Genomic DNA, 22,149 nt, shown 5'->3' on the forward strand with positions numbered 1-22,149 from the left:
GTCAGAGCGCGGGAGCCCGGTCGGCCAGCGCCCGGACCGCCTGGGTGAAGCAGGCCATCGGCGGGGTCACCAGGCCGGCTCCGACCTGGCCGGTCCCGGCCACCCGGCCGGCCATCCCGGTGTTGATCTGGGGGAGCACGCCGCTGCGCACCACCGAGGTCACGTCGATCCCGGTCGGGGCGCCGCGGAACTCCAGGATCGGGATCGCGAAGGCCGGGTTCTCGCCCACGGTGATGTCGTACATCCGCTGCGTCGTGGCCAGCGCGTCCGGCACGCTGCCGCCCACGAAGCGCACGATCGCCGGGGCGGTGGCCATGGCGAGCCCGCCGATGCCCGCGGTCTCGGTGATCGCGGAGTCGCCGATGTCCGGGTTGGCGTCGTCGGGGCCGTAGCTGCCGAGGTAGAGCCCCTCGGGGGTGTTCGCCGGCGCGGTGAACCAGGTGTCGCCGGTGCCCGCGGTCTGGATGCCGAAGTCGGTGCCGTTGCGCGCCATCACGGTGACCACCGTCGAGCCGGGGATGTCGCGGGCCGCGGTGGTCTGCAGCTTGCAGGCGGGCATGCCGAGGTTGAGGAAGAAGTGGTCGTTGCCGGAGACGAAGCGGACCGCCTCGGCGACGTCCTTCGTGGGCCGGCCCGAGTCGATCATCGCCGGGAGCACCTCGCGCAGGAACATCAGCGTCCCTGCCCGGTTCCGGTTGTGGCCCTCGTCGCCCATCTGCACCATCTGCGCGACGATCGCCTTGACGTCGACGGGCCCGCCGGCACGGACCGCGTGCTGGAGCAGCGGGCCGAGCACCGCGTTCATCCAGCGCAGCCGCTCGATCACCTCCGCGCCGTAGGCGCCGTACCGCAGCACCTTGCCGAGTCCCTCGTTGAGCGAGCACCACGACGTGGTGCCGTGCACCTCGTCGCGGAGCTCGAACATCCACATCGACGGGGAGACGACGCCGGCCATCGGGCCGACCGCGCCGCGGTGGTGGCAGGGCTCCCAGGTGACCCCGTCACCGGACGCGAGCAGCCGCTCGGCGGCCTCCGGCGTGTCCGCCAGCCCCTCGAGCAGCACCGCGCCGACCAGGGCGCCGCGCATCGGACCCGACGCGCGCTCCCAGGTCACCGGCGGGCCCGCGTGCAGGAACTGGCCGCGCTCCAGACCGAGCGCCTCCGCGGCGGGGCGTACGTCGACCAGGGCCGCCTCGGCCGCGAGCATCCGCTCCAGGGCCAGCGCGTTCCCGGCCCGCCGGCGGAGGTCGCCCATGACGGCGGCGACCGCCGCGCCGGTGTCGTCGACCGGGGGCGCCCAGTCGACCCGGAGCGTGGTGACGCCCTGGACGTCGAGCGCGTCGGCGAGCAGGGACGCCCCGGCGGTGACCACCGCGGTCGGGGTGGTCAGGGGGCGCAGCGGGGTGGTCATGCGGTGGCCTCCGGGGTGGCGAGCAGGTCGAGGGCGGCCGTGGTCGCGGCCGCGTTGGAGAGGTGGACCCAGGCGCCGGCGCGCTCCAGCGTCGCGCGCTGCGCGTCGAGGCCCTGCGGGTCGTCGCGGGTGCCGATCAGCGAGACCACGACGGGCACCCCCGCCGCGGTGGCACGGACCACGGCCTCGGCCAGCTCCCCGGCGGGGTCGTCGGCGGCGCCGAGGCCGAGCACCACGTCGAGCAGGAGCACCCCGGTGTCCGGGTCGTCGGTCTCGGCCAGCAGCCGTTCCACCCGGGCCGCGCCGTCGATCATCGGGTGCGGCCGGCCCTGGGTCAGCCGGTCGTCGCCGAAGTCGATCATCGTGTGGCCCTCGGAGGCCAGGTCGTCGCCGATCCGCCGGCCGCCGTCGAGCGGGATGTTGGAGGTCACCGGGCCGAGCCGGCCCGTCGCCAGCACCATCGCCTCGTCGCACAGCGTGCCCCCGGCGAAGAGCCCGCGCAGGTAGCCGCCAGGCCGTCCGGCCGCCCCGGCCGGTCCCGGTCCGGGCTCCGGATCCGTCCACGAGGACCCGACCGCCCAAACCGCCTCCGCGGCGACGTCGGTGACCGTGGGCTGGCCCGGCCCGAGCAGCGCGAAGAGGACCGGCTTGCCCAGTGTCGCGGCGTGCGCACGCACCTTCTCGGCGACGGACGCGGCGGGGGGCTTGGAGAGGACGACGACCACCTCGGTGGCCTCGTCGTCGGCGAGCAGGTCGAGCGCCCGCAGCGTGGACAGCCCGCCGACCTCGGCGGAGAGGTCCCGACCGCCGACGCCCAGGCAGTGGCTCACCCCGACCTCGGCCTGGTCGAGCAGCGTCATCAGGTGCTGCGCGCCGGTGCCGGAGGCTGCGACGATGCCGACCGGGCCGGGGCGGACGACGTTGGCGAAGCCGAGACCCACGCCGCCGACCACCGCGGTCCCGCAGTCGGGCCCCATCACGAGCACCCCGGTCTCCTGCGCCCGCCGCTTCAGCGCGACCTCCTGCTCGACGGGGACGTTGTCGCTGAAGACCATCGTGTGCAGGCCCGCGTCCACCGCGTCCACGGCGTCGGCGAACGCGAACGGTCCCGGCGTCGAGATCAGCGCGATGGTGGCCTCGCCACGACGGGCGGCGGCGCCGACCGTGACCGGGGCCGGCGCGGACCCGAAGCCGGTGGCGGACGGCGCGGCGGCCTGGCTCAGCGCCGCCTCCAGCTCGGTCAGCGCGGCGGCGAGGGCGTCCTCGCTCTCCGCGTCGATGCCGACCAGCATCTCGCTCGGCGCGGTCCCGGTGGGGACCTCGAACCCCATCGACGCCGCGAGGTCGAGGTTGAGCTCCGTGGCCATCGCCACCAGGGCGCCGCGGACGTCCGGCAGCGACGCGACGCGCCGGCTGACCTGCATCAGGGTGACGGAGTCGACGTAGGACCCCCGGCGGACCTGCAGTTGCTTCGTCACGCTGCTCCCTCGAGCTGGTAGGTGGTCAGGGTGTGCACGACGCCGGCCAGCAATGCGACGCCCGAGCTGTGGCCCACGGCGAGCAGCCGCTGCGTGGCCGTGTCGACGTCGCGGCCGGTGCAGACCGCGGTGACGAAGCCGGCGAGCTGCGGGGTGGCGTAACCGTCGGCGGCGTGGTGCAGCATGCCGCGGGAGACCGGGGTGGTGCGGGTCGCGGTCAGCGCGGCCCGGGTGGCGCCGGCCCAGCCCGCGTGCCGGGGGTCGCCGGTGGCGTGTGCGGCGACCAGGGCGCCAGCGACGACGTCGTCCCCGGAGGGGGTGAGCCCGGGGCCGGCGCCGAGGAGCGTGGCGGGGTCGAGCCCGTCGTACCGGGGGGCCGGCAGAGTCACCCCCGGGTCGCCACAGCGGTCGGCCGCGTCCCGGAGCAGGGGGCGCAGGTCGTGCACCGGCGGACGCATCCCCCGGGGGCGGTCCGGGCGCCACCAGCGGACCGGCCGCCACGCCGCCGTACCCACGCGCAGCACGCCGGCGCCGACGGTGGCGGAGCCGGCGGGGGGCAGGGCCGGGGTGACCAGGCTGTGGGGCAGCCGCACCGCGTCCGGGGTGCACACGCACAGCACCGGGACCTGTCCGCTGCCGGTGGCGTAGTGCACGCTGAGCCGGGTCCGGGCGACCTCGGTGAGCGGGGCGGGCGGGCCGTCGAGCAACGCGTCGAGCAGGCACGAGGCCGCGGACGGGAAGTCGGGAGATGGCACACCACGACCCTAGGGACTGGGGTAGCGTCCGGAGGATGGTCAATGTTGCCAACGATCCGGCGATGGATGGTCTCGACTTGCCAGCGGGCACCCGTGCGCCGCAGGGCGGGGCAGCTCCCCGCTCGATGACCGTGGCCACCATGCTGGCCCTGCCGGCGTTCGCCGGCGCGGAGGTGATCGCGGGCCGGTCCGGGCTGGACCGGGTGGTCCGGAGGGCCAACGTGATGGAGGTTCCCGACATCGTCCCCTGGGTCCGGGACGAGGGGCTGCTGCTGACCACCGGCTACCCGCTGCGCGAGGCGACCGGCGGGCTCGCTGCCCTGGTCGCGGCCCTCGACGAGCGCGGCGTCTCCGCGCTCGCGGTCAAGCTGCACCGCTACCTCGAGCGCCTCCCGGAGCCGATGCTGGCCGAGGCCGACCGGCGCGGCCTCCCGGTCGTGCTGGTCCCCGACGAGGTCGGCTTCGACGAGGTGCTCACCGAGCTCTACACCAGCGTGGTCAGCGAGCGCGCCTCCCTGCTCGAGCGCAGCGAGGAGGTGCAGCAGCAGCTCGTCGACATCGTGCTCACCGGCGGCGGCGTGGACGACGTCACCGCCAGCGTGAGCGCGCTCTTCGGTGGGCTGGCGATGGTCACCACCGCGGACGGCCGGGTGATCAGCGACGTCGGCGCTCCCGAGCAGCGGGCCGCGCTGCGGGAGTCCTCGGTCTTCCACCCCAGCGGCCGCTTCCGCACGGAGGTGGCGACGGCCGGGGTGCACGTGGTCGACGACGTGCCCGGGTCGCACGCGGTGGTCCACATCAAGGCCGGCCGCATCGACCACGGCCGGCTCGTCCTGTTCGACCCGGGCCGGGTGATGACCCCCGCGGACCTGACCATCCTCGAACGGGCCGCCACGGTCGCCGCGGTCTCGCTGACCAAGGAGATCGCGATCACCGCGGTGGAGAGCAAGTACCGCGGCGACTTCCTGCGGGACGTGCTCGCGGGGCGGGCCGGGGCGCCGGCCGACGTGGTCGCCCACGCCCGGTCGCTCGGCTGGGACCTCGACCGCCCGGTCGTGGTCCTGGTCGCCGCGCTCGACACCGAGCGCGCGCCCGCGATGTCGCTGGGCTACCGCGGCCCGGTGGAGGTGGAGCGGTTCACCGCCGCCTGGCGGGGCGTGGTGGGCCGCCAGGACGCCACCGTCCCGGTCGAGGGCTTCGCCGCCGAGGTGGTGGCCCTGCTGCCGGTGCCCGCCGGCTCCGCCCCGGCGTCGGTGGTGGACCCCACGGTCGCGCACGTCGCCGGCGACGGCGGGGGCGGGCGACGGCCGTTCGCGACCGGGGTGAGCCGGGTGGTCACCTCGCCGGACCAGCTGCCCGCGGCGTACGAGCAGGCCCGCAAGGCGCTGCACGTCGGCCGCCAGCTGCACGGCCCCCACGCGCTCGCCCACTTCGACGAGCTCGGCGTGTTCCGGCTGCTCAGCCTGATCGACGACTCCCGGGAGCTCAGCAGCTTCGTCACCGAGACGCTGGGCGACCTGGCGGACGGTACGTCGACCGAGGCGGCCGACCTGCGGGAGACGCTCCAGATGCTGCTCGACACCAACCTCAACGTCGCCGAGACCGCGCGCCGGCTGCACTTCCACTACAACACGCTGCGTTACCGGATCAGCAAGCTGGAGCGGCTGGTGGGACCGTTCACGACCGACCCGAACCTGCGCCTGGACCTCGCGCTGGCGCTGAGGGTGGTGGCGATGCGGAACCTCTGAGGCGCTTGGCAGATTGTCACAGTGGCCCCCCCGCTGATTCGGCACGTGTTTTCGGGCGCACATGATGCAGGTCACAGCGGGGCTGGTGCACAGTGTGCTGAGGCTCGCGCGTGCAAGCCGACCAAGGGTGCACCGACCTCGCAACGGGCCGGTGCGTGTGGGCAGGAGACCTGCATGTCATTTGGATGGAAAGTCGTCTACGGCGGCAAGACGCCGCCGCCCGGGGCCGCCGTAGCCCCCGATGAGCGCCTGTCCTGGGGGAGGACCACCGGCCTGGGAGCCCAGCACGTCGTGGCCATGTTCGGCGCGACCTTCGTGTTCCCGATCATCATGGGCCTCAACGCCAACCTGGCGATCATGATGAGCGGCATCGCCACGATCTGCTTCCTGCTGATCGTCAAGAACCAGGTGCCCAGCTACCTGGGCACGTCCGCGTCGTTCGTCGGCGGTGCCGCCGCCATCTACGCCCAGGGCGGCGGTCCCGAGGACGTCACCGGCGCGATCCTGGTCGCCGGCGCGGTGCTCGCGCTCGTCGGCGTGGTGATCCACTTCCTCGGCTCGCACGTGGTCAACGCCGTCCTGCCTCCGGTGGTCACCGGCGCGGTGGTCATGCTGATCGGCTTCAACCTGGCCCCGGTCGCCACCCAGACCTACATGCCCACCGACCCGTGGGTCGCGCTGCTGACCATGGCCGCGGTGATCCTGATGGCGGTGGGCCTGCGCGGCTTCCTCGGCCGGATCGCGATCTTCCTCGGCCTGATCTTCGGCTACGTGGTCTCGTTCCTCGCCGACCTGCTGTTCGGCAAGATCACCTCGCCGCTGCCCGGGGCCACCGAGGCCACCGAGCACTGGCGCGTCGACTGGACCAACGTCACCGGCGCCGAGTGGCTCGGCTTCCCGGGCAAGACCGCCGAGGGGCTCGTCGGCAACCAGCTCGAGGCCGGCAACCTGGCCGCGGTCGGCTGGCACCTGCCGAGCTTCTCCATCACCTTCAGCCTCCTGGTGCTGCCGGCTGTCATCGCGCTGATCGCCGAGAACGTCGGCCACGTGAAGGCGGTCGCGGAGATGACCCGCGCCGACCTCGATCCGATGATGGGCCGCGCGATCGCCGCCGACGGAGTCGGCACGATGATCGCCAGCTCCGTGGGCGGCTCGCCCACCACGACGTACGCCGAGAACATCGGCGTCATGGCCGCCACCCGGGTCTACTCCACGGCCGCCTACTACGTGGCCGCGGTCGTCGCGATCCTGCTCGGGTTCGTGCCCAAGTTCGGCCAGATCGTCAACGCCACCCCCGGCGGCGTGCTCGGTGGGATCACGCTCGTGCTCTACGGCATGATCGGCCTGCTCGGCGCCAAGATCTGGATGGAGAACGGCGTCGACTTCGCCAAGCCGGTGAACCTGGTCCCGATCGCCGCGGGCATCATCCTCGCGATCGGCAACGCGGAGCTGACGATCACCGACTCGTTCTCGCTGAGCGGCATCGCCCTCGGCACGCTGGTCGCGGTCATCGGCTACCACCTCGCCAACGCCTTCGCGCCGAAGGACCTCGACGAGGGGGCACTGACCGTGGTGGGCCGTCCCGGGGTGAACGAGGAGGAAGAGATCCCGCCGCACGAGGACCACCGCAAGCACTGACCGACCCGGCAGAAAGAAGCCCGTGAAGCCTTCCCCGTTCTCCTACCACCGGCCTCGCACCGTCGAGGAGGCCGTCGAGCTGCTCGGCGCGCTCGGGGAGGAGGGGAAGGTCCTCGCGGGAGGGCAGAGCCTGGTCCCGCTGATGTCGATGAGGCTGGCCGCACCCGCCCACCTCGTCGACGTCAACCACATCCCCGAGCTGGACACCGTCGCGGTCACCGCGGCCGGGGTCCGGGTCGGCGCGACGGCCCGCCACGCGCGGGTCGAGAAGGACGCGGCGGCGTACGACGCGGCGCCGTTGCTGCGCCAGGGACTGGTCAACGTCGCGCACCCCACCATCCGCAACCGGGGTACTACGGTCGGCAGCCTGGTCCACGCCGACCCGTCCGCGGAGATGCCGGCCGTGCTCGCGCTGCTCGGCGGGTCCGTCGAGCTGCGCAGCACCGCGGGCAGCCGCGAGGTCGCGGCCGCGGACTTCTTCGTCGGGCCGATGGAGTCGGCGCTCCGCCCCGGCGAGCTGGCCGTCGCGGCCACCTTCCACCGCCCGCCGCCGCGCAGCGGGTCCGCGTTCGTGGAGCTGGCACGCCGGCACGGCGACTACGCGCTGTGCGGCGTGGCCGCCCTCGTCACCACCGACCACGACGGCGCGGTCACCACCGCCCGGGTCGCGCTGATCAGCGTCGGGCCGGTCCCGGTCGTCGTCGACGTCGGCGCCGCCGTGCACGGCACCGGGACGGCGTTCGACACCGAGCGGCTCGCGGGGCTGCTCGACGCCGCCATCGACCCCGAGGCCGACATCCACGCCACCGCCGAGTACCGCCGCCACCTGGCCCACGTGCTGGCCGCACGGGCCCTGACCGAGGCGCACGAGCACGCCGGCCCCACCCGAGACGAGAGAGCATCCTGATGACCACCGAGGCCTTGGTCCGCGTCGCGTTCACGGTGAACGGGGCGCCGTACGACCTCGAGGTCCCCGCCCGGCGGCTGCTCTCCGACGCGCTGCGCCACGACCTGCGGCTGACCGGCACCCACGTCGGCTGCGAGCACGGTGTGTGCGGCGCCTGCACCGTCCTCGTCGACGGCGCGCCCATCCGCTCCTGCCTGGTCTTCGCGGTCAGCCTGGAGGGCGCCGCGATCACCACCGTCGAGGGCTGCCGGAACGCCGAGGGCGGGATGGGTCCGGTGCAGCAGGCGTTCCAGGAGTGCCACGCCCTGCAGTGCGGGTTCTGCACCCCGGGGTTCATCACCACGGTCACCGCCTACCTCGAGGACCATCCCGCCCCCACCGCCGCGGAGGCTCGCGAGGCGATCTCGGGGAACCTGTGCCGGTGCACCGGCTACCAGAACATCGTGGCCGCCGTGCAGCGCGCCGCCGAGATCAAGTGGGGGGAGGGAGCGTGACCACCAAGCTGTTCGGCGCCCGGATCAGGCGGAGCGAGGACCCGCGGCTGGTCACCGGGAACGGCCGCTACCTCGACGACCTCGGCCACGACGCGTACGAGGTGGCGTTCGTCCGCAGCCCGCACGCCCACGCCCGGATCCTCGACATCGACGTCTCCGAGGGGGTCGAGGTGGACGGCCTGGTCGCGATCTACACCTACCAGGACCTCGACGGCCGGATGGGCGAGCCGCTGCCGCTGCTGATCCCGCACCCCACGCTGACCCACGGCCGGACCCAGCACGCCCTGGCGCGCGACGAGGTCAACTACGTCGGCGAGGCCGTCGTGATGGTGGTGGCCGTCGACCGGTACGTCGCCGAGGACGTCGTCGGCCGGGTCCGGGTCGACTACGAGCCGCTGCCCGCCGTGGTCGGGATCGACGCCGCGCGCGCCGCCGCCGACCTCGTGCACCCCGACGTCCCCGGCAACGCGGCGGCGGTGATGGTGCAGGAGTCCGGCGACGCCGAGGCGGCGATCGACGCCGCCCCCCACGTCCTCGAGCTCGACCTGTCCATCGAGCGCAGCGCCTCCATGCCGATGGAGGGCAAGGGTGTCCTGGCCCGCTGGGACTCCGACGACGAGTCCCTGCTCGTGCACACCTCCACGCAGACCTCCACCAGCGTGCGGCAGGCGGTGGCGGCCAAGCTCGGCCTCCCGGTGGACCGGGTCGAGGTGGTCACCCCCGACGTGGGCGGCGGGTTCGGCGTGAAGATCGTGCACCCCTGGCCGGAGGAAGTGCTCGTGCCGTGGGCCGCCGTACGCCTCGGGCACCCGGTGAAGTGGACCGAGGACCGGCGCGAGCACTTCGTCTCCAGCGCCCACGAGCGCGCGCAGCAGCACCACGTCCGGGTCGGGTACGACGACGAGGGGCGGCTGCACGGGCTGTCCGTGAGGTTCTGGCACGACAACGGGGCGTACACCCCGTACGGCCTGATCGTCCCGATCATCACCTCCACCCAGCTCCTCGGCCCCTACAAGCCGGGCGCCTACCGGGTGGAGTTCACCAGCCTCTACACGAACACCGTGATCGTGACGCCGTACCGCGGGGCCGGCCGCCCGCAGGGCTGTTTCGTCATGGAGCGCACGATGGACGCGATCGCCGACGCGCTCGGGCTCGACCGGGCCGAGGTGCGGCTGCGGAACTTCATCCGTCCCGACGAGATGCCCTACGACCACGGGCTGATCTTCCAGGACGGCCGCCCGCTGGTCTACGACTCCGGCGACTTCCCCGCCTCGCTGGACAAGCTGACGAAGCTGGTCGGCTGGGACGACTTCGAGGCCTACCGGGCGCAGGCCCGCAGCGAGGGGCGCCGGGTCGGGATCGGCCTGGCCTGCTACGTCGAGGGCACCGGGGTCGGCCCCTACGAGGGCGGCCACGTCCGGGTCGAGACCGACGGCACCGTCGTGGTCTCCACCGGCCTGACCACCCAGGGGCAGGGCCACCAGACCATGCTCGCGCAGATCGTCGCCGACGAGCTCGGCGTGCCCTTCGACCGGATCCGGGTCACCACGGGGGACACCCGGCGGTTCAAGTACGCGGTGGGCACCTTCGCCTCGCGCACCGCGGTGATGAGCGGCAGTGCGGTGGCGCTCACCGCTCGCAAGGTGCGCGAGAAGGCGCTGCGGATCGCCGCCCAGGCGCTCGAGGCGTCGGTGGACGACCTCGACATCGTCGACGGCCACGTCGAGGTCAAGGGCTCACCCGGCGCGACGATCGACCTCGGTGCGGTCGCGGTGCTGTCCAACCCGCTGCGCTACGCCTTCGACGAGGCCGCCGCCCGGGCCACCCAGTTCGCCACGCCTGCCGACCCGGACACGCCGCCTGTGGCGCCGGGGGAGGCCCCGGGGCTGGAGGGGACCGACTTCTACTCGCCGCCGCGGTCGACCTTCGCCAACGGCATGCACGCGGTGGTCGTGGAGACCGACCCGGACACCGCGGACATCAAGATCCTGCGCTACTGCGTGGTCCACGACTGCGGCACGATCATCAACCCGATGATCGTCGAGGGCCAGGTGCACGGCGGCGTCGCCCAGGGCGTCGGCGGCGCGCTCTACGAGCGGATGGAGTACGGCCCCGACGGACAGCTGCTGAACGCGTCGTTCATGGACTTCCTGATGCCTTACGCCTCCGAGGTCCCCGAGATCGAGATCGACCACCTCGAGACCCCGTCGCCGCTGAACCCGCTCGGGGTCAAGGGCGCGGGGGAGGCGGGCGTGATCCCCGGCTCGGCCGCGATCGCCTCGGCCATCGAGGACGCCGAGGGGATCCCGATCCGGAGCATGCCGATCTCCCCGAGCGAGCTGTTCGACCTGCGCTCCCGGCGGTCCGTCTGACGCGGCCCGCCGTCCTGGCGTGGGTTGCCAACGAACCGGCCGCCGTTGGGCCATTCTCGCCATTGAGGCGCACCGCGCTGAGTCCCTAGTGTCAGGCCATCACGAGCGTGGCCGGCGGAGTTGTGGAGGCACCATGAAGGTTTCGGGTTCGACCACCCTGCAGGCACCCCGCCACGAGGTGTGGCGCGCGCTCAACGACCCCGGCGTGCTGGTGCAGACCATCCCCGGCTGCCAGCGGCTCGAGGCGCTCGGCCAGTACTCCTACAAGATGACCGTCTCCGCCGGCGTCGGGTCGATCAAGGGCGTGTACGACGGCGAGGTGCACCTGACCGAGCACCAGGAGCCCGGGTCCTTCCTGATGCGCGCCCAGGGCGCCGGCGCCCCCGGCACCATCGGCGCCGCCGTGCAGGTGACCCTCGTGGAGAGCGCCGAGGGCGGCACCGAGCTGACCTACGACGCCGACGCCACCGTCGGCGGGATGATCGGCGGGGTGGGGCAGCGGATGCTGACCGGGGTGTCGAAGAAGCTGGCCGCGGAGTTCTTCGACAACGTCGACGCCCTGCTGGCTGCGGGGGTGGCTGCTGGGCTGGCCGTGCCCGGCCCGGGGGCGCCGACCATCCAGCTGCCCTCCTTCGTCGGGCAGCCGCCAGGCCCATCCACGGTCGGCGCCCCCGCGCCTGGCCCGGCCCACGCGGCAGCCCCGCCTCTGCCGGGTCAGCCCCTCGGCGGTGGCGCCACGCCCGGCCCGGCGTTCGCCGCGGCCGCTCCTCCGTCTGGGCAGTCGCTCGGTGGCGGCGTTTCCGCCCCGGTGGGGACCGTGTTCACGCCGCCGGCCGGTGTGGCTCCGGCCGGGGGTCCTGCGGGGGCGCCGGGGTTCGTGTTGGGGGTCGTGGTGGGGGCGGTGGCGGCGCTCGCGGGCGCGGTCGTCGGCGGGTGGCTGACGGGGCGGAGGCATGACGCGCGATGACGCTGGACCACTACAGCACCGCGCGGGAGATGGTGGCGGCGGTCGCCGCCAAGGAGGTCTCGGCGCGGGAGCTCCTCGAGCTGCACCTGCAGCGGCTCGAGGAGACCAACCCGGCCGTAAACGCGGTGGTCAGCCTCGACGTGCGGCGCGCGCGTGAGCAGGCGCTGGCCGCCGACGAGCGGCTGGCCCGCGGCGAGCCGGTCGGGGCGCTGCACGGGCTGCCGTTCGCGTTCAAGGACACCCACGAGGTCGCCGGCTGGCCGACCACGTTCGGGTCGCCGCTGCGCGAGGACCACGTGTCCCGGCGCGACGACCTGGTGGTCGAGCGGATCCGGGCCGCGGGCGTCGTGGTGGTGGGCAAGACCAACGTGCCGGAGTGGGCGGCGGGCTCGCACACTTTCAACCGGATCTTCGGCACGACGCGCAACCCCTACGCGCTCAGCCGCTCCGCCGGCGGGTCCAGCGGCGGCGCCGCGGCCGCCCTGGCGAGCGGCATGGTCCCGCTCGCCGAGGGCAGCGACATGGGCGGGTCGCTGCGTAACCCGGCGTCCTTCTGCAACGTCGTCGGGCTGCGGCCCAGCGTCGGACGCGTGCCCACCTGGCCGACCACCAACGCGTGGGAGCTGACCTCGGTGGGCGGCCCCATGGCCCGCAACGTCGAGGACCTCGCCCTGCTCCTCTCGGTGATCGCCGGCCCCAGCACCCGGGCGCCGATGTCGCTGGAGACCCCGGGGAGCGCCTTCGCCCCACCGCTCACGGGAGGCCTCGAGGGCCTGCGGGTGGCGATGTCGGTCGACCTCGGCGGGGTCATCGCCGTCGACCACGGCGTCGCGCGCATCGTGCAGGCGCAGGAGGCCGTGTTCTCCGGCGCCGGCGCGCACGTGGAGCAGACCCACCCGGACCTGGCCGGCGCCGAGGAGGTGTTCCGCACCCTCCGCGCCTGGCTGTTCCAGCACCGGTTCGGCACGCTGCTCGCGAAGCGGCCCGACGCGTTCAAGCAGTCCCTGGCCGACAACATCCGCGCGGGCGCGGACCTCACCGGGGCCGACGTGGCGCGTGCCTACGAACGGCGTACCCGGCTCGCCGAGCGGGTGCGCACCTTCTTCGAGTCCTACGACGTGCTGGTGATGCCGGTGAGCCAGGTGCCGCCGTTCAGCGCCGACGACGAGTACCCCACCGCGATCAACGGCCGGCCGCAGGCGACGTACCTGGACTGGATGCGCTCCGCGTACCTGATCACGGTCACCGGCTGCCCCGCCATCTCCGTCCCGGCCGGCTTCACCCCGGAGGGGTGGCCGGTCGGCATCCAGATCGTCGCGGCCCCGAACCAGGAGCGCCGGCTGCTGGAGGTCGCGCACGCCTACGAGCAGCTCACCCGGTACGGCGACCGCCGTCCCCGCATCAGGCAGGAGCAGTCATGACCACCAGCCCGGCCCCCCGGCGCATCCGGATCGGGATCGACACCGGGGGAACGTTCACCGACGTCGTCGCGGTGGACGAGCACACGGGGGAGATGGCCACCACCAAGACGCCGTCCACCCCGCACGACCCGGCGGTCGGCTTCATGACCGGGGTGCACAAGGTGCTCGACGCGCTGGGCCTCGACGGGTCGGCGGTGAGCGCGGTCAGCCACGGCACCACCGTCGCCACGAACAAGCTGCTCGAGGGCAAGGTCCAGAACCTCGGCTTCATCACCACCGAGGGCTACGAGTTCGTGCTGGAGATCGCCCGGCAGTCCGTGCCCGACGGCTACGGCAACTCCTACTTCTGGGTGAAGCCCGACCGGATCGTCCCCGCCCACCGGGTCAAGACCGTCGGCGGCCGCCTGGCCGTCGACGGGACGGAGATCCGGCCCTTCGACGAGGAGTCCGCCGTCCGCGCCGCCCGCTGGTTCCGCGACCAGGGCATCGCCACGATCGGCGTCTGCTTCCTGCACTCCTACGCCAACGACGCCCACGAGCGCGCCATGCGCGACATCCTCGCTCGCGAGCACCCCGAGGCCACCGTCTCCGTCTCCAGCGAGGTGCTCCGCGAGTACCGCGAGTACGAGCGCAGCGTGACCACCCTCGTCGACGCCGCCGTGAAGCCCAACATCCGCCGCTACGTCGAGAACATCACCCGCCACCTGAACGCGTTCACCACCTCGGCCTCGGCGCAACGGGCGATCCCCTTCTACGTGATGAAGTCCAACGGCGGCGTCCTCTCCGCCGAGGAGGTCGTCCACCAGCCGATCACGACCGTCCTCTCCGGCCCCGCCGCCGGCGCCCTCGGTGCCGCCGTGGTCGCCGAGAAGGCCGGCTTCCCTCAGGTGGTCACCTGCGACGGCGGCGGTACGTCCACCGACGTGACCGTCGTGGTGGACGGCAGGCCGACGCTCACCACGGAGGGCCACGTCGGGGCGTACCCGAGCAAGATCCCGATGATCGACGTGGTCACGGTCGGCGCCGGCGGTGGCTCCATCGCCTGGATCTCGCCGGAGGGGACGCTCAAGGTCGGCCCGCACTCGGCCGGCGCGGACCCGGGTCCGATGTGCTACCGGACCGGGGGTGTCGAGCCCACGATCACCGACGCGCACCTGCTGCTCGGCCGGATCCCGCCGCACCTGCTCGGCGGCGAGGTCCCCCTCGACCGGGACACCGCCCGCTCGGGCCTGGAGAAGCTGGCCCTCGACCTGGGCCTGTCGCTGGAGGCGTGCGCCACCGGCGTGCTGGAGATCTCCGCGTGGAACCAGGCCAACGCGCTGCGCCAGATCACCGTCAACCGCGGCCTCGACGTCCGGGACTTCACCCTGGTCACGTTCGGTGGCTCGGGCTCCCTGCTGGCCTGCCGGCTCGTGGACGTGCTCGGCCTGCGCGGTGTGCTGGTCCCGCTCAACCCCGGCAACCTGTCGGCCTACGGGCTGCTCACCGTGGACGTGCGCAACGACTACGTGCAGACCGCGGTCGCGCGGGCGTCCGCGCTGGCGCCCGCCGAGGTCCAGGCCGGCTTCGACGACCTCGCCGCCAAGGCCGACGCGGCGCTGGCGCGCGAGGGCTTCCCCGCGGCGGAGCGGGTGTTCCACCGCACGGTCGACGTCCGCTACTACGGCCAGGCCTACGAGGTGCGCGTCGACGTGCCCGAGGGGCCGGTGGACGAGCAGACGTTCGCCGCGGTCGCGCGGGCCTTCCACGACGAGCACGCGGTGCTGTACGGCTACGACTTCCGCACCGACCCCCGCCAGGAGGTGGAGTGGGTCAACCTCCGGGTCACCGGGGTCGGCCCGATCCGCAAGCCCGAGGTCCGCGCGGTCGCCGCCGGCACCGGTGCCGAGCGGGCCCGCCGTGGCTCGCGGCAGGTCTACTTCGACGCCTGGGTGGACGCCCCGGTCTACGACCGCGCCCGGCTCGGGGCCGGCGACGTGGTCGAGGGGCCCGCCGTGCTCGAGGAGTTCAGCTCCACCGTCCCGCTGCACCCGGGCTTCACCGCCCGCGTCGACGGCTACGGAAACCTGGTCATCACCCGTACGACGGACGGAGCCGCGTCATGAGCCAGCCCTACCGCCTCACCGACGCGGGCACCGCCCCGGACCCGATCCTCGTCGAGATCATCGAGGGCTACCTCGCCTCGGTGGAGATGGAGGTCGAGACCGCCATCGGGCGCACCAGCCGCTCGCCGATGATCCGGGACGCGCACGACTACCGGGCCGGCATCCACGACCGGAACCTGCGCAAGCTCACCGGCCGGTCCTACTCCGCGCTGGTGCACCCGGTGGTGCGCGACTACCCGATCGAGACCATGAAGCCCGGCGACGTGTTCTTCCACAACGACGTGTACCTGTCCGAGGGCGGGATCGGCCACCTCCCGGACCTGTGCGTGACCGCCCCGGTCTTCCACGACAGCGGCAACGGCCCCGAGGTTGTCGGCTTCGTCCAGGCGTTCGGCCACCACGACGACATCGGCGGCGCCGTACCCGGGTCGATGCCCAGCCACGCCACCAGCGTCTTCGAGGAGGGGCTGATGGTCCCGCCGATCAAGCTGTGGGACCAGGGCGTGCCGTGCGAGCAGGCGCTGAAGATCATGACCCGCAACTCGCGGATGCCCGACTCGCTGGCCGCCGACCTCGACGCCGAGTGCTCCGCATGCCTGATGGGCGCGCGGCGGATGGCCGAGCTGTTCGAGCGGTACGGCCGCGACACGGTCGAGGCCTGCTTCGACGCGGTGCTGGACAAGACCACCGAGACCTTCCGCCGCGAGATCCTCTCCAAGATCCCCGAGGGGACCTACACCTGGGAGGACTACGCCGAGCACGACGGGGTCGAGGACCCGAAGCTGCACACCCAGCGGATCACGCTGACCAAGACCTCCGCCGACGATCCCGACGGCGAGCGGATCGTGCTCGACTTCCACGGCACCGCGCCGCAGGCGAAGGGGCCGATCAACCACTGCGGCGACTACGCCGACGGCAACTTCCTCAAGAAGTGGCTCGCGCCGATCCTGCGCAACCTCGCCGACACCCCCGAGCGGATGGCCGAGCTCGACGTCAACGAGGGCGTGGTCCCGCTGATCGAGATGCGCTTCCCGCCCAAGGGCACGCTGCTCACCCCGGAGTTCCCCGCGCCCACCAACGCCCGCACGTTCGTGATCCTGCGGCTGCTCGGGGTGCTCGCCGGCGTGGTCGCGAAGGCGGTGGACGGCCGGATGCCGGCCGACCAGGAGACGATCCGCTACACCGGCGTGTACGGCGACGACTTCGACGGCGAGCCGTACCTGATGCGAGAGGTGCTCGGCGGTGGCTCCGGGGGCCGCTACTACGCCGACGGCGAGGACACCATCCACGTGGTGCCCGACTCCCGGAACCTGCCCTCCGAGTTCTCCGAGTCCCGGTTCCCCTTCGTCGTCGAGCGCCTCGGCCTGGCCGTCGACAGCGGCGGCCCGGGCCGGCACCGCGGCGGTCTCGGCTACGAGAAGCAGATCCGGATGCTCAAGGACGCGCACTTCATGTCGATCGCGGACCGGTCCATCCTGGCCTGCTGGGGCGTGAAGGGCGGCAAGGCCGGTCAGCCGTTCTCGGTGACCGTGGACCCCGGCGGCCCGCGCGAGCGGGAGGTGGACGCGCTCGCCGACGCCGAGCCGGTCCGCGCCGGCGAGGTGATCCGGATCCGGACCACCGGCGGCGGCGGCTGGGGCGACCCGCTCGCGCGGCCGTACGACGAGGTGCGGCGCGACGTGCTCTGGGGCAAGGTCTCGGTGGACGGCGCCCGCCGCGACTACGGCGTGGTGGTGGCCGGGGGAGCGGACGAGCCGCGGGTCGACGTAGCCGCGAGCGACGCGCTGCGCGAGGAGCTGCGCCGGTCCCGCCCAGCGGAGCCGTTCTTCGACCGGGGCCCCGGCTACGCCACCCTGGCCGCCGGCGCCACCGCGGCCGAGGTGGACTGGCTGTGAGGCGGCTGTCGCTGGTCACGGGCGGAACCCGCGGCATCGGTGCCGCGGTCGCGCTCCGGCTGGCCGCCGACGGGCACGACCTGGTGCTCGGCTACCACCGCGACACGGAGGCCGCCGAGACGACGGCCGCGAAGGTCCGGGCCCAGGGCGTCGCCTGCCGTACCGTGCGCGCCGACGTCACCGACCCCGACGGAGTGGACGCGCTCTTCGCCGCTGCCGAGGGCCGGTTGACCGGGGTGGTCTCGAACGCGGGCGCCACGCTCCACCTCGGGGACCTCGCGGACACCCCCGTCGACGTGGTCCGGCGGGTCGTCGAGCTCAACCTGACGGCGGCGATCCTGGTCGCCCGCCGGGCCGTCCAGCTGCTCGACCGTGGGGGCGTGCTGGTCAACGTCTCCTCCGCGGCCGCCACGCGGGGCGCGCCACACGAGTACGTCCACTACGCCGCCGCGAAGGCGGGCGTGGACGCGCTGACGCACGGCCTCGCCCAGGAGGTCGCGCCCCGCGGCATCCGGGTCGTGGGCGTCGCACCCGGGATCGTCCGCACCGGCATCCACGCCGACGCCGGCGACCCCGGCCGGCTGGAGCGGCTGGGCCCCCAGGTGCCGCTCGGCCGGGTCGGCGAGCCCGAGGAGGTCGCCGAGGCGGTGGCCTGGCTGGTGTCCGACGCCTGCCCCTACGCGATCGGTGCGACCCTGCGCGTGGCAGGTGCGCGATGAGGGTGCTGCTCGCCCTGGGCGGGAACGCGATGACCTCCCCGGACGGGCGGGCGCGTCCCGAGGACCAGATCGCCGCGGCCGAGGTCGCGATGCGCGGCGTCGCGGACCTGGTCGCCCGGGGGATGGACGTCGTGGTCACCCACGGCAACGGCCCCCAGGTGGGGAACCTGCTGGTCAAGAACGAGATCGCCGCGGCCGTGGTGCCGCCGGTGCCGCTCGACTGGTGCGGCGCCCAGACCCAGGCCACGTTGGGCTTCGTGCTGATGAACGCCCTCGACGCCGCGCTCCGGGCGCGCGGCGTGGACCGGCGCTCGGCCACCCTGGTCACCCGCACCCGGGTGGACCCCCAGGACCCCGGGTTCGTGCGCCCCACCAAGCCGATCGGGCGGTACCTGCCGAAGGAGGAGGCCGTCGTCCTGGTCGAGCACGGGGAGACCTGGGAGGACCGCGGGGAGCGCGGCTGGCGCCGGGTCGTCGCCTCGCCCGAGCCGCTCGAGATCGTCGACGCGACCGCGATCGACGCGCTGGTCGGCGCCGGGTTCGTGGTGGTCGCCAACGGCGGCGGCGGGATCCCCGTGGTGCGCGGCGCCGACGGCGGCCTGGCCGGTGTCGAGGCGGTGATCGACAAGGACCTCGGCGCGGCGCTGCTGGCCCGGTCGGTGCACGCCGACGTGCTCGTGGTCGCCACCGACGTACCCCATGCCGTGCTCCGCTTCGGGACCCCCGAGGCGGAGCCGCTCGGCGGGGTCACCGTCGCGCGGCTGCGGGCGCTCGCCGCCGAGGGGCACTTCGCCAGCGGCTCGATGGCCCCCAAGGTCGACGCGGTCTGCCGGTTCGTCGAGGCCGGCGGCACCCGGGCCGTGATCAGCAACCTCGACCACATCGTCGACGCGGTCGCCGGCCGCGCCGGGACCGTCGTCACTCCCGGCTGAGCCGGAGCACCGCACCCCCGTCCGAAGCACCACCCGAGCAGCACCACCCGAGCAGCACCACCCGAGAAGGAGCGCAAGCGATGCCAGAGCCAGTCGAGGTCCGCAAGGTCCCGATCCTGAACGTGTCCGACGCCAGCGGCCTCGCCGACCTCGTGGACCGGGGCGTCCTCGACGCCGACCGGGTGGTCGCGGTGATCGGCAAGACCGAGGGCAACGGGGGCGTCAACGACTACACCCGGATCATCGCCGACCGGGCGTTCCGCGAGGTGCTGGTCGCCAAGGGCACCCGCAGCGCGGAGGAGGTGAACCAGGTCCCGATCGTGTGGTCGGGCGGCACCGACGGCGTGCTCAGCCCGCACGCGACGATCTTCGCGACCGTCCCGGCAGGGGCCGCGCCGGCCACCGACGAGCCCCGGCTCACGGTCGGCTTCGCGATGAGCGAGAAGCTGCTGCCCGAGGACATCGGCCGCGTGGCGATGGTGGAGAAGGTCGCCGACGCGGTGCGCGTGGCCATGGAGAAGGCGGGCATCACCGACACCGCCGACGTCCACTACGTGCAGACCAAGACGCCGCTGCTGACGATCCACACGATCCGTGACGCCAAGAGTCGCGGCAAGACGGTGTGGACCGAGCACACCCACGAGTCGATGGACCTCTCCAACGGGTGCACGGCGCTGGGCATCGCCGTCGCGCTCGGCGAGATCGACATGCCCACCGACGAGCAGGTGATGCACGACCGGTCGCTGTACTCCAGCGTCGCCTCCTGCTCCAGCGGCGTCGAGCTCGACCAGGCCCAGGTGGTCGTGGTCGGCAACGCCCGGGGCGTCGGCGGCCGGTACCGGATCGGTCACTCGGTGATGCAGGACGCCCTCGACCAGGACGGCATCTGGGCGGCGGTCAAGGACGCCGGGCTCGACCTGCCCGAGCGTCCGCACCACACCGACCTGCAGGGCCGCCTGGTCAACGTGTTCCTCAAGTGCGAGGTCAGCCAGGACGGCGAGGTGCACGGCCGGCGCAACGCGATGCTCGACGACTCGGACGTGCACTGGCACCGGCAGATCAAGGCGGCCGTGGGCGGGGTGACCGCCGCGGTCACCGGCGACCCCGCGGTCTTCGTCTCGGTCTCGGCGGCGCACCAGGGCCCCGACGGCGGCGGCCCGGTGGCCGCGATCGTCGACCTCGGGGAGGACCCGACCGGCTACGTGCCCCCCGCGCGCGGCTGAGGCCCGGCCGCAGCCGCGCGGCCCCGCCGGTCCGGTCTAGAGGACGCGGATGCCCCACGACGACGTGTGGGTGTCCGCGTCCTCGCCCGCCGGGGCGAGGACGATCAGGTCCTCGCCGTTGGCGAACGCGTTGGGCCCGGCGGTCATCGGCTCGACCGCGAGCGACGTGCGGGCGCCGGCCGGCAGGTCGTCGCCGGAGTAGAGCTGCACCCAGCCGTGCGCCTCGTCCATCCACAGCGCCACCGCGTGGCCGGCGCGGGGGTCGCGCAGCTCGACCTGGGCTCGTCCCTCCCCGTCGCGGGTCAGGTCGGTGAAGGCGTGGTCGAGCCGGATCTTCCGCAGCGGGCGGGCGACCCGGAAGTCGTAGTCGGTCCCGCCGACGTCCTCGCTGCCCGCCGGCAGCATCCTCTCGTCGGTGAGCTCCCGGGTCGACGCCGGCACGGTCAGCTCCCACCCGTCGATGACCCCGCCGTCCCCCGGGACCGCGGCGGGGTCCGCCACGGTGAGGTAGGGGTGCGCGCCCTGGGCGTACGGCGCGGGGGAGGTGCTCAGGTTCGAGGCGGTGACGGTCACCGTCAGCCCGTCGGCGGACAGGTCGTAGACCACGTGGAGATCCACGGTCCAGGGGTAGCCGGGCTGGGCCATCAGCCGGTAGAGCAGCGACACCGAGTTCGGGCTGAGCTCCTCCGGCGTCCACGACGCCCACCGGGTCAGCCCGTGGCTGGCGTTGTTGCGGCGCACCTCCGACAGGGGCAGCTGGAGCTCGCGGCCGCCGAACGTGTAGCGACCGTCCTCGATCCGGTTGGGCCACGGCAGCAGCAGCTGCCCGCGGCCGGCCGAGGCGTGCTCGTCCTCCGGGTAGCCCGCGACCACGGGGCGCCCGTCGTACTCGAGGAGGCGCAGGCCCGCGCCGCACTCGGTGACCACCGCGCGGTAGCCACCTCCGGTGATCTCGAACTGCTCGCCGCTCGGCGCGACCATGGTCCACTCCCTCTCTCGCGTGCGCACACCCTGCCACGAAAATCGGCTGCGCCGTGCCGGGCCGCGCCCCTAGTCTCGGCCCGTGAACGTGACGCTGCGCGGCCTCGACCGCTCCGACATCCCCGCCTGGAACCGGCTGCTCGCCGCGGTCGAGAGCGTCGACCACACGGGGGAGCACTACAACGAGGACGACCTCGAGGAGGAGATGTCCAACCCGGACATCGAGCTCGGCAAGGACCTCGTGGGCGCCTTCGACGGCGACGACCTGGTCGCCTACTTCTGCGTCTACCCGCGCTCCGCGGGCGAGGAGTACCACAAGATCTCGTTGGACGCGGCCACCCGGCCCGACCGCCGGGGGCAAGGGATCGGCACGCTGATGGCCACCGCCATGAGGGACCGGGCCCTCGCCGCGCACGCCGAGCGGCACCCCGACCTGCCGGCCATGCTCATCCTGAGCGGGCTGTCGAGCGACACCGCGCAGGAGTCGCTCCTCGCCGGCATCGGCCTGCTGCCGGAGCGGTGGAGCTTCGTGATGCGCGCCGACCTGGGCGCCGTCCCCGAGGTGGCGCCGCTCGCCGACGGGCTGCGCATCGAGCGGTACGACGACTCGCGGGCCGAGGCCATGAAGGAGGCGCACAACACCGCCTTCCTGGACCACCCCAACTTCACGCCGTGGACGGACACGATGTGGAAGCAGTGGGTCACCGACAGCCGGAGCTTCCGGCCCGGGCTCAGCTACCTGGTGGTCGACCCGGAGCAGGACGACCGGATCGTGGCGTACGTCCAGACCAACGAGTACGACGCGTACTTCACCGCGACCGGGCGACGCGAGGCGTACGTCGGCAAGGTCGGCACGCTGCGCGAGTACCGGGGGCGGGGGATCGCGAGCACGCTGCTGGGCCACGGCCTCCACGCCTACCGCGACGCGGGGTACGACGAGGCCTCCCTCGACGTGGACTCGGAGAACCCCACGGGTGCCCTGGGCGTGTACCGGAGGGCGGGGTTCGAGGTGGAGACGCGCAGGACCGACTACGCGCTGACCGTCGAGCCGGGTGGACTACGCTGAGCGTCGAACTGCCGCCGGACGGGCGGCGGCGCAGGGA

The 22,149-nt window shown here is 73.6% G+C and carries 17 protein-coding genes; 13 read left to right on the plus strand and 4 right to left on the minus strand.

Going from position 1 to position 22,149, the window contains the following annotated elements:
* Position 1: 1 nt before the first annotated feature.
* From K1X13_RS15605 to K1X13_RS19750, 3 genes are read right to left on the minus strand one after another with little or no spacing between them, the layout of a single operon-like run.
* Entirely contained in the window at positions 2–1,411 is a 1,410-nt protein-coding gene (locus K1X13_RS15605; protein ID WP_225914996.1) for a YlbE family protein, read from the minus strand.
* Positions 1,408–2,889: an AllF/FdrA family protein gene (locus tag K1X13_RS15610; protein ID WP_308249582.1), complete on the minus strand. Its 1,482-nt coding sequence runs from the start codon at positions 2,887–2,889 to the stop codon at positions 1,408–1,410. The genes K1X13_RS15605 and K1X13_RS15610 overlap by 4 nt, the downstream gene beginning before the upstream one ends.
* Complete coding sequence (locus tag K1X13_RS19750; RefSeq protein WP_221025921.1) at positions 2,886–3,644, minus strand: oxamate carbamoyltransferase subunit AllH family protein; 759 nt, start codon at positions 3,642–3,644, stop codon at positions 2,886–2,888. The genes K1X13_RS15610 and K1X13_RS19750 overlap by 4 nt, the downstream gene beginning before the upstream one ends.
* Positions 3,645–3,706: 62 nt before the next feature.
* Between K1X13_RS19750 and K1X13_RS15620 the strand changes: the two genes are divergently transcribed.
* The 12 genes from K1X13_RS15620 to bar all read left to right on the plus strand — a co-directional run bounded on the left by K1X13_RS15620 (position 3,707) and on the right by bar (position 20,065).
* A complete protein-coding gene (locus tag K1X13_RS15620; protein ID WP_221025922.1) occupies positions 3,707–5,392 on the plus strand; it encodes a PucR family transcriptional regulator in 1,686 nt (561 codons plus the stop codon).
* Between the two features lie 174 nt (positions 5,393–5,566).
* Positions 5,567–7,030: a uracil-xanthine permease family protein gene (locus tag K1X13_RS15625; protein WP_221025923.1), complete on the plus strand. Its 1,464-nt coding sequence runs from the start codon at positions 5,567–5,569 to the stop codon at positions 7,028–7,030.
* Between the two features lie 22 nt (positions 7,031–7,052).
* The gene (locus K1X13_RS19755; RefSeq protein WP_221025924.1) at positions 7,053–7,937 is read left to right on the plus strand and encodes an FAD binding domain-containing protein; all 885 of its coding nucleotides are present in this window, start codon (positions 7,053–7,055) and stop codon (positions 7,935–7,937) included.
* Positions 7,937–8,431: a (2Fe-2S)-binding protein gene (locus tag K1X13_RS15635; protein ID WP_221025925.1), complete on the plus strand. Its 495-nt coding sequence runs from the start codon at positions 7,937–7,939 to the stop codon at positions 8,429–8,431. The genes K1X13_RS19755 and K1X13_RS15635 overlap by 1 nt, the downstream gene beginning before the upstream one ends.
* Positions 8,428–10,803 carry an aerobic carbon-monoxide dehydrogenase large subunit gene (cutA, locus tag K1X13_RS15640; protein ID WP_221025926.1) on the plus strand — a complete coding sequence of 792 codons (2,376 nt, stop codon included), beginning with the start codon at positions 8,428–8,430 and terminating at the stop codon, positions 10,801–10,803. Before K1X13_RS15635 ends, cutA begins: the two co-directional genes overlap by 4 nt.
* Before the next feature lie 133 nt (positions 10,804–10,936).
* A complete protein-coding gene (locus K1X13_RS15645; protein WP_221025927.1) occupies positions 10,937–11,770 on the plus strand; it encodes an SRPBCC family protein in 834 nt (277 codons plus the stop codon).
* Entirely contained in the window at positions 11,767–13,191 is a 1,425-nt protein-coding gene (locus K1X13_RS15650) for an amidase (RefSeq protein ID WP_221025928.1), read from the plus strand. Before K1X13_RS15645 ends, K1X13_RS15650 begins: the two co-directional genes overlap by 4 nt.
* Entirely contained in the window at positions 13,188–15,296 is a 2,109-nt protein-coding gene (locus K1X13_RS15655) for a hydantoinase/oxoprolinase family protein (RefSeq protein ID WP_221025929.1), read from the plus strand. The genes K1X13_RS15650 and K1X13_RS15655 overlap by 4 nt, the downstream gene beginning before the upstream one ends.
* Entirely contained in the window at positions 15,293–17,191 is a 1,899-nt protein-coding gene (locus K1X13_RS15660) for a hydantoinase B/oxoprolinase family protein (protein ID WP_221025930.1), read from the plus strand. The genes K1X13_RS15655 and K1X13_RS15660 overlap by 4 nt, the downstream gene beginning before the upstream one ends.
* Positions 17,188–17,910 (plus strand): SDR family NAD(P)-dependent oxidoreductase, encoded by a 723-nt coding sequence (locus K1X13_RS15665; RefSeq protein WP_221025931.1) that lies wholly within the window; start codon positions 17,188–17,190, stop codon positions 17,908–17,910. The genes K1X13_RS15660 and K1X13_RS15665 overlap by 4 nt, the downstream gene beginning before the upstream one ends.
* Complete coding sequence (locus K1X13_RS15670) at positions 17,907–18,842, plus strand: carbamate kinase (protein ID WP_221025932.1); 936 nt, start codon at positions 17,907–17,909, stop codon at positions 18,840–18,842. Before K1X13_RS15665 ends, K1X13_RS15670 begins: the two co-directional genes overlap by 4 nt.
* 80 nt (positions 18,843–18,922) lie before the next feature.
* Positions 18,923–20,065: a barbiturase gene (gene bar / locus K1X13_RS15675; RefSeq protein ID WP_221025933.1), complete on the plus strand. Its 1,143-nt coding sequence runs from the start codon at positions 18,923–18,925 to the stop codon at positions 20,063–20,065.
* A gap of 36 nt (positions 20,066–20,101) precedes the next feature.
* On the opposite strand, the gene K1X13_RS15680 is transcribed toward bar, so the two are convergent.
* A complete protein-coding gene (locus K1X13_RS15680; protein WP_221025934.1) occupies positions 20,102–21,046 on the minus strand; it encodes an aldose 1-epimerase family protein in 945 nt (314 codons plus the stop codon).
* Between the two features lie 82 nt (positions 21,047–21,128).
* On the opposite strand from K1X13_RS15680, the gene K1X13_RS15685 reads away from it, so the two are divergent.
* Positions 21,129–22,112: a GNAT family N-acetyltransferase gene (locus K1X13_RS15685; protein ID WP_221025935.1), complete on the plus strand. Its 984-nt coding sequence runs from the start codon at positions 21,129–21,131 to the stop codon at positions 22,110–22,112.
* Positions 22,113–22,149 lie beyond the last annotated feature (37 nt).

This window comes from Nocardioides jiangsuensis (genome assembly GCF_019679455.1).
In the GTDB taxonomy this organism is placed as follows: Bacteria; Actinomycetota; Actinomycetes; order Propionibacteriales; family Nocardioidaceae; genus Nocardioides_C; species Nocardioides_C jiangsuensis.